Source organism: Paraburkholderia phytofirmans OLGA172, from assembly GCF_001634365.1.
GTDB lineage: Bacteria > Pseudomonadota > Gammaproteobacteria > Burkholderiales > Burkholderiaceae > Paraburkholderia.
In genome coordinates, this window is sequence record NZ_CP014579.1 from 673,740 (window position 1) to 685,958 (window position 12,219).

A 12,219-nucleotide genomic window follows, 5' to 3' on the forward strand; every position below is an offset into this window, starting at 1 on the left:
TTAGGACGTCGTCCGCAGTGCGCGCGAGTGGTCCTCAACCGGTCCCGGTCCCGGTCCCGGTGACGCGCAGCTAGTCTGAGTAAAACGTTGTGAACGAGCCAACCTCTGCTCTTTCCGTGACGAGGGTGTTCTCGATACATGAGGGATCCGCAAATCCAAGACTCATGCCGACGACGAACATCTCATTCGTCTCCAGTCGGAGTTGATCGGCAATGACTTTGTGGTACTTCATGAATGCCGCCTGAGGGCATGTGCTCAAGCCATGGGCGCGTGCAGCGATCATGATGTTTTGCAGGAACATGCCGTAGTCGAGCAGGCTGCCCTGCTGCATAACGCGGTCGATTGTGAAGAGCAGGCCGACGGGCGCGTCGAAGAATTGATAGTTGCGGCTGTGTTGGGCCTGCATTCGTTCCTTGTCGCCCTTTTCGATTCCAAGCAACCCATATAGCTCCCACCCCACAGCGCGTTTTCTTTCTAGGTATGGCGATATCCACTCACGCGGGTAATAGTCCCACTCGTCCGCGCATGTCTCGTCCAATGCCGAATCGTCATTAACCTGTTGAATCGCGGCACAGACGCGATCTTTGGCGTGACCCGTGACGACGTGTACTCGCCAGGGCTGGATGTTGACGCCCGTGGCAGCGAACCGCGCCACGTCCAATATCGATTCCACCGTCTCTCGAGGTACGGGCGTGGGCAGAAACGCCCTCACGCTGCGACGTGACAGGATGGCCCATTCGATGGCCTTGCGAAGCGCATCGGCATCCATCGGCGGCGGTGTGTCACTTCTTTTCATCGGTCACTCCCTCTGTCTCCAAGTTCGGCAAAGCCGAGCAACTCCCTTACTCGGCAGCATTGCTTTTGCGAGCAATATTAGCGGGGCGGAAAGAGATATGTTGTCTCGTACAAGACATTGTCTTGAACATGGCAATCAACACCAATAGCCGATCGCTTCAATAAACCCACGAAGTGTCATCTTCGGGACAGTGCCTGGCTAGTGCAGCGTATAAACTTGATCCGGCATCGTAAGGTTCGATGCGATCCAATTCAGAGGTTGCACCTACACACCGCTTGTGTTCGGAAGACATTCACATACCGGCGAGGAGACATGACATGCCCACCCAAATTTACGAGCACGGGCTCGATCGAAACGAAGCCAACTATGTGCCGCTGACACCGCTGCACTCGCTCGATCGATGTGCCGAATTGTTTCCCGAGCGCATCGCTATCGTGCATGGTGCGTTGCACCAGACATGGGCGGCCACGCGCAGTCGCTGCCGCCGACTGGCCAGCGCGCTGGCCCGGCGAGGGGTCAAGCGCGGCGATACGGTATCGATTATCGCGCCTAACACGCCTGCGCTGGTGGAGGCACATTTCGGGGTGCCGCTGAGCGGCGCCGTGCTCAACGCGATCAATTGCAGGCTGGATGCCGACGGCATTCGGTTCATCCTGCTTCACGGGGAATGTAAGGTTCTTCTTGTGGATCGTGAATTTGCCGCCCTTGCCGCGGACGCCCTCGCGCACGTTCCAGATAGGCCACTCGTGATCGACATTGCCGATCTCGAAGCGCCGCCTGGGTCATCGATAGGTGAGCTCGACTATGAGCAATTGCTCGAAGAGGGTGATCCGGACTTCGAGGGCATATGGCCCGCAGACGAATGGGACGCTATCGCATTGAACTACACGTCTGGAACGACCTCAGACCCGAAAGGGGTCGTGTTCAGTCACCGTGGGGCTCAACTTATGAGCATGCTTCAGTTGATCGACTGGGGCGTGCCCCGCGGGCCGGTGTATCTCTGGACGCTCCCCATGTTCCATGCCAATGGATGGTGCTTCGCGTGGGCGGTCACCGCCGCTGGTGGAACCCATGTCTGTCTACGCAAAGTCAATGCCGCAGGAATATTTAGAGCCATCCGGGAGCACGGCGTCGACCATTTTTGTGCGGCGCCAATCGTCCTCGCCGCATTGGCCGACGCACCCGCCAGCGAGCGTAGCCCGTTGCCTCGGACCGTTCGCGTGCGCACGGCGGGTTCACCGCCCCCGGCCGGCGTGTTGAAGTCGGTAAGCGAGTTGGGATTCGAAGTTGAGCACGTGTACGGCATCACCGAAGCGTCGGGCACGCCGGTCAGTTGCTTCATCCAGGCTAACTGGCACGCATTGGCCAACGAGGAGCAGGCGCGCCTGAAGGCGCGTCAAGGTCACCGGACCTCCGGACTTGAAGCCATGCGAGTAGCAACTCACACCACGCTTGAGCCGGTTCCTGCGGACGGAAAGACTGAGGGAGAGATATTGCTGCGTGGCAATGTAATCATGAAAGGCTATCTGAAGAACGAGGAGGCGACCCGAAACGCTTTTGAAGGTGGCTGGTTCCACACCGGCGATATTGCCGTAGTGCACCCCGATGGATATGTTCAGATCACGGACCGTTCTAAAGACGTCATCATTTCGGGCGGTGAAAATATTTCATCAGTAGAGGTGGAAGACGTACTACACCAACACCCGGCCGTCCTCATCGCGGCAGTCGTGGCGCAGCCGGATGCCAAGTGGGGCGAAGTGCCCTGCGCATTTGTCGAATTGAGGCAGGGTTTCGATGCCCCGCCGGAACGAGAGCTGATTACGTTCTGTCGTGAGCGGCTCGCTCACTACAAGTGCCCCGTGAGGATCGTGTACGGCACCCTGCCAAAAACAGGTACCGGCAAAATTCAAAAATTCCGACTTCGCGCGGAAGCTGGTAGCCGGGAGGCCATTACGAAGCTATCTCACGCATAACTACTTAGGCGGCCTTCGGGCTCAACCTTCGGAACGCAGGGAAGCGAACCCCAGTTTTGCTTACATCAGCAGCGAGTTAAGCCATGTCGCGGGTGCAACGATGCTTGCACTTGCGACACCGATCGCACCCATGGCGCGATCAATCTCCGGAGTGGGCGAAATCTCGCAACCCTTTCAGGTCAACAATTCGGACCGAGCCGTACTCGATCATTAAGAATCCCGCATCAGCGAGCTCGCGAAGCGCTCGGTTTGTGTTCTGCCTGGATAGGCCGGACAGGCGCCCGATTTCTTCTTGCGAAAGACCCAGTGTCAAATCAGTAGCATTAAAGAGTTGAGGATTGAACAGCTCAGCGAGACAGAAAGCGACTCTTGCGGACGCTTTATGCCAACGCAGGCTGCCGACGAGACCTACGTAGTATCCGCACCGTGCATTGAGTTGATCGATGACAAATCGGCTGAACGAATGGCTATTGTCAAGCAGCCACTCGAATGTGCTGCGCGGGATAAAAGCCACTTCGCTGTCGCGCAGCGCGACCACTGAGTATGGACGAGGCTCATCCTTTAGTACGGCGCCCTCTCCAAACCAGCATCCCCCCGGCACGCCGGCGAACGTTGTGGGCCGCCCCGCTGTAGAGACCGCATCGACTTTGACTAAACCTTCGATCACGCCAAGCCAATGATCTGCTGGGCTTCCCCGATGACAGACCGGAGCGCCGGCAGCATACGATCGTTGAAAGGCATCTTTCTCCACGCGAGCGAGTTGCTCCCGTGTCAAATTAACCGACCAGGCGGAGCGCGATATGAAGCTCTGCAACTCAATTGAGAGGGACATAGGGAGGTTACGTTCGAAGTCTCAAGTGGCCATAGTTTAACCATTTACCGGCCGACGCCGAACGATGACCAGATTGGTAGGTGACGTCGAAGTCTTTGGACCGTTACGGTTCTCACTCGGGCTCTTTGCATTCGTGAGGTACAACTTCGCGGATGGTTTCTACGACACGGCGACGGGAAATGCGTAGAGGAAATGGCAGCAAGGCGACTCGATGGTCGACTACAACATCTTCTAGCACACGGGAGTGGCTGCCCAAAGTGTCTACCAAAACGCCGCGCTTTTGCCGGCGTGTACGTTCGAATCGACACGTTCGGACGCCATACTCTGGATAGGCGACAATCGTGAAAGATGACGAACGCTGCCGACAAATCTATCACCCGCCTGGACGTGTTCCATGAGATATCTGAGGTCGAAGAAGTTGGCCATTTTTAACGATGTCTGCGACAATCAGGGACAACTGATCTGTCGTGATTCCGCAGATCTACTCGAACCACGTGTTGGACGCGATCCGATCGAGAGCCGAAACACGCAATGAGACACTTGGATGTCGTCATGCGATGATGGGCAGCGTCGAAATTGACAACGACACGGCCGAATGTGCCTTGCGTGGGATCGCCGGGGGCGAACAAACTTCCCGCGCTCCGACTTGAACAGCGGGGCGAGCGCGGCACGCCAATCGACGATGCGGGCTAGCACCGGTAAATTGAATTGACGCGAGCGCGGCGTACGCGCTCGCCGAACAATGGCAACCATTCGCCATCGTTATCGACATAGCGACGCCCGGGAGTGATCTCGCTCGCCGGTTTAAGGCAAGCACGCTCACTTGCAACATGCTGCTCGTTGCGTTCGCTGCACGGGCCTCTCGCCAAGACATAGCCCGGGCGTTCGAGGCCGGTTTTGACGGGTACTGTGTAAAGCCACTCGCTCCAGTGCGGCTACTCACCCTCCTCGAGGCTGTCGTAGGTAGGACAGAGCGATAAGCCCGATCAGGAGAATTCGGTATTCACCATCGGCTATCGATTATTTGAACGTCTCGCGTTTTTTTCCCCGGAGGCGAAGATGTCTCCACTATTCAAGCACTACTGCACAACTATTACTGCAGTTGATTCTCCTCCTGTGTCAACGAATCCATCGAAACTTTTTCCTTAGTCTCATTTTTTGGGAAGCGACCGCCACCAAAATCAGCGTTACCGCCGCGCCCCACCAGATGGACGAGCCGTCCTGTGAAGGGTGTCTGGAGCCCCGAGCCTAGGGCCAGTCACTTACCAGCAATGCCATCCCGTCGCAGCAGAAAAGAATTGAATTCTGACGGTGCTACTAAGCAAGTTGTTGCGCAAAGAATGAAACGTGGCAGAGGTTCTTGAGTGACCTACCGCCTTTCACGAACGGACGCCATTTGGCTCTGCGATGGCGCCGTCTACCTCGAAATACCCGCTGTCAAGCGATAACACCACTTCGAACATCGATGTCTGTCGCAGACCCTCCGCTCCCCAGAACTCCACCTTCCCGTCTGGACCGACAACGATGACTTCACGGGCTCCCCCTTCCAGATAGGCGTGCACCCGGTGGGCTATGTTCTGCTGTCGCTCGCTATCCAGGAGCACCTCGACACAGAGGTCGGGCACGAACGGCACCGGGTCGTCGCGGTCGAAATCTTCCCATTTCTCGGGCAACATCCATACGACGTCCGGGACCATGATGCCAAAGCAGAGAGTGGTAACGGCCACCGACATTGCCGCAAGATGACCCAACCGCTCGTTCAGTTGGACATAAACGTCCGTGAGCACTATCTGGCGCCGAGCCGACGGGCATGCATTCGCGACTATTTCCCCGCACTCGTTCAACTCGTACGGGTACCATTGAACCACGTCCGGCTTCACGGTCAGGCGCTGCCACATCATAATCAACGCGTTGCGGTCCAAGAAAGGCAACCGATCCATTAGGTTCTCACAGGTAACTAAATTAGGTGTAGACGCTCGTTTCTCGGTTCGATATCTTCATATACAGGCACAGCGCAAACAACGAGACTTCTCGGATCAGCTTCAACCTTCGGGGATAGCTCTCCTACACCGCGGAGTTCAATCACCATGCGGAAGCTATCGGGACGGCCACGCCCAAACGATCCACCCGCGCGCTGCGTCCCGCCTGTCGCGACGATAGTGTTCGGGACCCCACCTAATCATAGCCGGCTGTGCAGGCCCAATTGTGGCTAATCGAGCAAAGATGTCTTCCAATACAGCGGGTGATTTGCGAGCCGAAATGGCAGATACTCTCACGCGCAACGCGCCTGGCGCTGGCTTGCGCGATACCGAACACCTCGTTCGGCCGACCCGTTGCGTTGCTCGCACGCAAACCAATTCGGGAGAACGCGCAAACTGGTATCTCGATTGCGCGCTGCAGTAGCCGGGGCATTCAGATTCGAATTCGCCATGCGTTTCCTTTTCCAGCTTGGCCGCGCTCCAGCGCGGTGAGCTGCGATTCGATCAGCACCAGCCCTTCCAGGGCGGACTTCGCCTCCAGCGCCTTCAGGCGCTTGTTCATGGTCTCCAGGGGCATGGCGCAGCCAGATGCTACGCACCCCCTGCAGCGAGACGCTGAGGGCATGGCGTTTGAGCACCTCGTTGGCGATACGGATCTGGCCGTAAGCGGGCAGTTCCAGGGCCAGTTCGATCACCGCGGCCTCGACCTGCGGATCCACGCGGCTCTTCAGCAGCGGGCGGTGGTGGGAGATTTCCTGCAGGGCCGCTTCACCGCCCTTGTCGTACAGTTCCTTGAAGCGGTAGAAGCTGTCGCGCGAATAGCCTATTACCCGGCAGGCCTGACTGACATTGCCCAGTTGCCGCGCCAGTTCGAGCATGCGGACCTTCGCGCGGATGACTTTCTGTTCCTGAGTCATGGTGGACTCCTTGCGGTTCGCCACGCGCGTTGCCGCTTCGGACTACGTCCTCCGCGCCCACGCGCAACAGCACGAGAAACCGACCACTGTCAGATTTAGTCTAGGCTATTGCACGTCAGCCGTACGCAGAAAAATCCCTCGAGGCAGTCGGTACTTCGAGGGGGTAAACCGGGGGGCCAAGCGAGGAGACAAGTTTGCCCCACGGGCCAGGAGCCGTTCGCGCTAGCGATTTCTTCAGTCCTTTACAAAGGCGCATGAAAGTGTGTGCATCGGGTCCGAGTATAAGGTGGTCCCGAAATCGTTGCATTTATCTTGTATCTGTTGGCATAGATTCACGCGCCAAACGGAGGAGCCCTCTTCGGGTAAAACTCCTCCGTCAGATAGAGGACGAGCCATTCGGCTGGCCAACCTCGGCGGTTTCGACTTCGAGGCTTGCACCGCGGGCTCTTCGTCAACGAACAAACAGTTTCCTGAGGGATGCGTGATGCCAGGCGAAAACATCGACGATGCGCATTTCTCCCTACGTCAAAAGTGTGAACCCCGGATAACACCGGCGCCGTCGCGTTGATACAACAACACACCCTACCAAACGGATTAAACTCGGCTGTACTGCACCTTGGCTGGTGGCGCTGCATCGCGATAGTTGCGAGTTTGTGACGGATTATCACGGAAAATCGGAAAAAGCTTATGCAGTCCGAAAATGATGGTGGACTGCACCCGCCTCCTATACTCGCGTCGTTGCTTTAAGGCTCAATCCAAACACGCTGGAGTGAATTTATGAAAAAGATCCCCGTTGCCCTCGGCGTATCCGCGGCCCTCGCCGCATCGGCCGCCCATGCACAGAGCTCGGTCACCCTGTACGGCCTGATCGATGCCGGTCTGATGTATACCAACAACGTCAAGACCTCCGCCACTTCGCACGGCAGCCTTTTTCAGGCGACCAGCGGCACCATTAACGGCAGCCGGTTCGGTCTGCGCGGCGCCGAGGACCTCGGTGGCGGCCTGAAGGCCATTTTCGTGCTGGAAAACGGCTTCAACGTGCAGAGCGGCAAGCTCGGGCAGAATAGCCGGCTGTTTGGTCGTCAGGCGTTTGTCGGCCTGACGAGCAGCGAGTTCGGTACGGTGACGCTGGGCCGCCAGTATGACTCGCTGGTGGACTTCGTGGCACCGCTGTCCGGTACGGCCGGCACGTTCGGCGACACGGGCTTCGCGCATCCGTTCGACAACGACAACCTGAACCACACGCTGCGGATGAACAACGCGGTCAAGTACATGAGCAGCAATTATGCGGGCCTGAAGTTCGGCGGCCTCTACGCGTTCTCGAACAACACGGACTTCACGCTGAACCGTGCTTACAGCGCGGGCGCAAGCTACGACTTTGGCCCGTTCAAGATGGCCGCTGGCTACCTGCAGATCAACGGCAACGGCGCTGCCCCCCAGGCGAACACCAGCGGCGCAGTTGACCTCGGCGAAGCGCCTGCCCAGACTGCAGGCTTCAGGTTCGGGGCGAACGTTCAGCGCACGATCGGCGCGGGTCTGAACTACACCTTCGGCCCGGCAGTGGTCGGCTTCGTGTACACGAACAGTTTTTATCAGGGCACGCAATCGTTCAACCTCAACAATGGTTCGCAGCGCTTCAACAACTATGAACTGAACGCCAAGTACACGCTGACACCGGCGGTTACACTGGGTATCACTGACACGTACACCGATGCCCATCTGTCAGGTGCGTTCAATGCGACCGGTACGCGGTACGGCATGGATCCGAAGTGGAATCAGGTCAACCTGCAAGCTGTCTACGCGCTTTCCAAGCGCACGGATGTTTACGCCGAAGGCATGTATCAGCACGCAATCGGCCAAAACGTTGTCGCCTTCATTAATACGTCGGGTGGCGCGTCGTCGACGGCGAACCAGGTGGTCGGCACGGTCGGGTTGCGCACGCGCTTCTAAGGAGGCCTGAAACCGAACCGGTTTAGCCCTGTCTCAGGGCGCAACAGCAGTGTGCGCCGGCAAAAGCACCCGCCGGTGCAAATTCATCTGGGTACGACCGATACAGTTTGATTGGAACGGTCACGTCCAGATGTGTCGGGATTCTCGTCGCGGGTCCAGACGAAACGGCGGTCACGGCGCAGTGAATGCGGAGCGAGAGTCCGCGGACACTTGCGCTGACGCGACTTTCTCTGTAGCTCCAGCACGATTTGGCCCGTTCACATGGACGGGTCTTTTTTCGACCAGGTACCCCCGCACCGATGCAAATCTGCCACCACGGGCCGGAATACTTGCGGAGCAAGTCACATGCGTGTTGAAGTTTTGGCGGTGGTGCAGATCAAGGACGCAGGCGAAGAGCAGCGTAGTCAGCACGCAGGCCGCTGTGAGCCGGACACCAACACGCGAGAAGGTGTCAGCCTCGCATAGCGCCAAGACTTTTAACTGTTAGTCCCCGGTTGCGAAAAGCGGGCGTGCGCTTTCCGCATGTTCTTTCGAAGCGTGTCGCGTGACGGACTTCTCTTTATAAGATTCGCGTCGATGGTCGTGACTGCATCAACTGCATAAATAAGACAAGTGACCACCCTGACTAGCGCGTATTTCAACTGCTTGCTACCCTAAAGTTCAACCCCCGTTACCCTAGAGGCCGAAACTCGCCAGCGCGCCTCCGCTCAAGACTCTGGCGATAATCGTTACGCGCGCACATCGAATCGGCCCGCCATCGCCCCTCATTTGATGGGCTTTACCCTAAAAAATAGAAAATTGCTTCCCCCACAGGCATCTTAATTTTAAGCATTAACTTACCTAGACTCTAGTCACTGGTTACGAGCAGGGCTGTTCGTAGCAGCAAACCGAAACGTCGAGGTAAATCATCATGAAGACCCTTATTCAAGCAGTTGCTATCACGGTAGCGCTTGTCGCTCCCATCACGTCCTTTGCTCAGTCGAGTGCGCTGAAAACCCGCGCTGAGGTGCGCGCCGAACTGGTCCAGCTCGAAAAGGCCGGATATAACCCGGGCGCCAGCAATGACTCAACCTATCCGGCTCAAATTCAGGCTGCCGAAGCGCGCGTAGCCGAACAGAACGGAAAGACCGCGGCGGCAGAAGTTCGCGTCGCTGACACCAGCGGTGTCGGCGGAACGGCCACGGGCTCGTCAGCATCTGGCGTCAGCTGCTCGACTTCGTCCTGTGACGGCATGAAGCCGATCTATTTCGGTCAATAAATTATTCAGCCCACTTGCTGCGAATTGCCCGCGTAAGGCAGAGCAACGCCTCTCGAACGTGCCGGACGCTCCGGGCTATGCGTCAACTCAGGACCGCTGCCTGGGATTGGCGCCGACATTCCCAATGCACTTGGCGATGCGCTGGAGAAACGGGCGCTAGCGTTGGTCGACATGATTGTTGACCATGTTGACGTCGTATTTGGATCCGCTAACGCAAGTCATCAACGAAATGTAAGCGGATGACGACGACTGAGGACTGGAGCAGTGCAAGACGAATATCGCACTGCCTCCCACAGCGAACGCGCAGTCTGCCGAAACTTGCAAACCGGGCGTATGTGCGATCGACGTTCAGCCGCACCGTTGCCGCAATGGCAATGGCAATGGCGTGAAGGGAAATGTGTCGATCAAGGCTAGGTCAAAAGCTGTCGCGCGTTACCGCGCCCCTGAAACATGGGACCACGACGCCATCATAAATGAAACAGAAATGACGTCAGGCGGTCTCCACTGAATCGAGTCGCGCAGCCTGCCACGGTCCGTTGCGTTGAGTGGCTGCCCGGCGGTTGAAAATGCTGGCCGCATTCAGGCCCGCTCGTACCCAGTCGATCTGGTTGTGCTCACGCAAGACGATCAGTGCGATGCCGAGCATCAGTCGAAAGGTGTCTACGTGGATCTCGTTCATTGTGGTTTGAGTGTTAGCCGGCCGTTCTTCGTTTTGTTCGACCATCGTTTCCCGGCGCCAAGACGGTCAACATGCTTTTGAAGGTCTCTTGCCCATGAAAAATCTGCCTCCAGTCCGAGGTCGCGTACGAGCCTTACAACCTTCACGCGTTTGCAGTGGCTCAAAAACTCGTCCAGCACGTGGGGGAGCAGATTGCGCAAGCCGACCATCAGGTTGCTCGCTTCCTCCATCGATTGTCCCTTCCCGATGTCGCTAGCGAGCTCCAGGATGGCTCGCTCGGGCACGGAGACCAGTACCCCAGAGTCACCGGCCGGAAGTGGTTTCAGGCCCTTCTCGTAGGGGAAATCGTCGTCGAAGAGGGTGGTAGTCTGGTACGAGTAGCTCAGGTGTTCCGCCACCCACGGAGGAATGCGGTATGGCTTCTGTCCCCATAAGACGACTTTTTCCCGGAAGGCGATGTTGTGACGTACGCCCTGCCAAGAAAGGGCCGTTTTGCCACCGACGTGAAGGCCGGGTATGCATCGGCCCAGATAGGCGATCGAGCCGTCTCTTGATGGCGTGTCACCGGTCAGAAGGTAAACCCCCTGCGAGAGACGCTGCAGCCAGCCGGATTTGACCATATGCGCCGCGAGCGCGGCACTCACTCCCATGTCCCTGAGCATGCCGGAATCGATCGGGTGGCCCTGCCGGCTTTCTTGCAGGAGTCGCTGGACTGTCTTGTTGCTCACCTGGGAGAGGTCGTTTACTGCCTGGATGCAGTATAGGAAGGTCTGCAAAAGTCCTGGCATTGCGTTGCTGCTGAGCTATCCTGGAAGCAGAGCCAATTAGGTGGGGAGCAGTGTAATGACGCAACTTGGTCTTGGTCTGGATCTGTCAACGAAGCGCACGCGCAAGCGGGAATTTCTCGATGAGATGCGACGCGTTGTGCCCTGGTTGAAGCTGATTGCGCTGATCGAGCCGCACTATCCCACGGGCAAAACCGGTCGGCCGCCGTTCCCGATTGCGACGATGCTGCAGATTCATTTCATGCAGCAATGGTTCGGTCTGCCAGACCCTGCCATGGAAGAGGCACTCTATGACGTGCCGCTGTATCGCGAGTTCGCGGGTCTCGACGGCGGGATGGTCCGCTTGCCGGATGAAAGCACGATTCTCCGGTTCCGCCATCTGCTGGAAACGCACGGTCTGGCGGTGCAAATACTGGCGCTGGTCAATGAAATCCTGACGGAGAAAGGCCTGATGCTTAAGGCTGGGTCGGCAGTCGACGCCACCCTGATCGCCGCGCCCGGTTCGACAAAGAATGGCTCCGGCACGCGCGATCCTGAAATGCAATCAACGCAGAAAGGTGGCAACTGGTACTTCGGGATGAAAATGCATATCGGCGTGGACGCCGATTCGGGCCTGGTCCATACGGTCATTGGAACGGCGGCCAATGTTCACGACATTACCGTAGCCCAGACGTTGCTGCATCGTGAAGAAACGGATGTGTACGCAGACGCCGGATATCAGGGTATCGAAAAGCGTTGTGAGCCTGAGGCGGTGCGTTGGCATGTTGCAATGCGACCGGCAAAGCGCAGGAAACTGGATCTGAGTGATTCGTTGGACGCGATATACGATCAGATCGAACGCCTGAAGGCGGGTATTCGGGCCAAGGTCGAACACCCGTTTCGCATCCTCAAGCGGCAGTTCGGTTACATGAAGACGCGCTATCGTGGTTTGCCGAAGAACATCGCCCAGATCACCACGCTGTTTGCTTTGGGCAATTTATGGATGGCTCGCAGAGCTTTGCGCAAAGCTTGAAACACCGGGCCGATGAAGGCCATATGTCTGGTTGGAGC

At 57.5% G+C, this 12,219-nt stretch carries 9 protein-coding genes and 1 pseudogene; 4 read left to right on the forward strand and 6 right to left on the reverse strand.

Going from position 1 to position 12,219, the window contains the following annotated elements; all coding sequences use genetic code 11:
• Positions 1 to 70: 70 nt before the first annotated feature.
• On the reverse strand, positions 71 to 796 hold the full coding sequence (locus AYM40_RS23270) for a nitroreductase (RefSeq protein ID WP_063498598.1): 726 nt from the start codon (positions 794 to 796) through the stop codon (positions 71 to 73).
• A 317-nt stretch (positions 797 to 1,113) separates the two neighbouring features.
• On the opposite strand from AYM40_RS23270, the gene AYM40_RS23275 reads away from it, so the two are divergent.
• Positions 1,114 to 2,769, forward strand: a complete 1,656-nt coding sequence (locus AYM40_RS23275; RefSeq protein WP_063498599.1) for an AMP-binding protein — start codon at positions 1,114 to 1,116, stop codon at positions 2,767 to 2,769.
• A 139-nt stretch (positions 2,770 to 2,908) separates the two neighbouring features.
• On the opposite strand, the gene AYM40_RS23280 is transcribed toward AYM40_RS23275, so the two are convergent.
• The 3 genes and pseudogenes from AYM40_RS23280 to AYM40_RS23290 all read right to left on the reverse strand — a co-directional run.
• Entirely contained in the window at positions 2,909 to 3,601 is a 693-nt protein-coding gene (locus tag AYM40_RS23280) for a Crp/Fnr family transcriptional regulator (protein WP_063498600.1), read from the reverse strand.
• Between the two features lie 1,379 nt (positions 3,602 to 4,980).
• A complete protein-coding gene (locus AYM40_RS23285) occupies positions 4,981 to 5,523 on the reverse strand; it encodes a Uma2 family endonuclease (RefSeq protein ID WP_236721061.1) in 543 nt (180 codons plus the stop codon).
• Between the two features lie 456 nt (positions 5,524 to 5,979).
• Positions 5,980 to 6,497 (reverse strand): annotated as a pseudogene (locus AYM40_RS23290) (helix-turn-helix domain-containing protein); the annotation flags it as partial.
• Positions 6,498 to 7,274: 777 nt separating this feature from the next.
• Here AYM40_RS23290 and AYM40_RS23295 point away from each other — a divergent pair.
• Positions 7,275 to 8,447 (forward strand): porin, encoded by a 1,173-nt coding sequence (locus AYM40_RS23295; protein ID WP_063498602.1) that lies wholly within the window; start codon positions 7,275 to 7,277, stop codon positions 8,445 to 8,447.
• A gap of 910 nt (positions 8,448 to 9,357) precedes the next feature.
• On the forward strand, positions 9,358 to 9,705 hold the full coding sequence (locus AYM40_RS23300) for a DUF4148 domain-containing protein (protein ID WP_063498603.1): 348 nt from the start codon (positions 9,358 to 9,360) through the stop codon (positions 9,703 to 9,705).
• A 490-nt stretch (positions 9,706 to 10,195) separates the two neighbouring features.
• Here the strand turns inward: AYM40_RS23300 and AYM40_RS23305 are convergent, their stop codons facing one another.
• On the reverse strand, positions 10,196 to 10,384 hold the full coding sequence (locus AYM40_RS23305; protein WP_063498604.1) for a hypothetical protein: 189 nt from the start codon (positions 10,382 to 10,384) through the stop codon (positions 10,196 to 10,198).
• Complete coding sequence (locus tag AYM40_RS23310; protein ID WP_063500638.1) at positions 10,381 to 11,112, reverse strand: type IV toxin-antitoxin system AbiEi family antitoxin domain-containing protein; 732 nt, start codon at positions 11,110 to 11,112, stop codon at positions 10,381 to 10,383. The genes AYM40_RS23305 and AYM40_RS23310 overlap by 4 nt, the downstream gene beginning before the upstream one ends.
• Positions 11,113 to 11,227: 115 nt before the next feature.
• Here AYM40_RS23310 and AYM40_RS23315 point away from each other — a divergent pair, with 115 nt between their 5' ends.
• Entirely contained in the window at positions 11,228 to 12,181 is a 954-nt protein-coding gene (locus AYM40_RS23315; protein ID WP_063498605.1) for an IS5 family transposase, read from the forward strand.
• Positions 12,182 to 12,219: the final 38 nt, after the last annotated feature.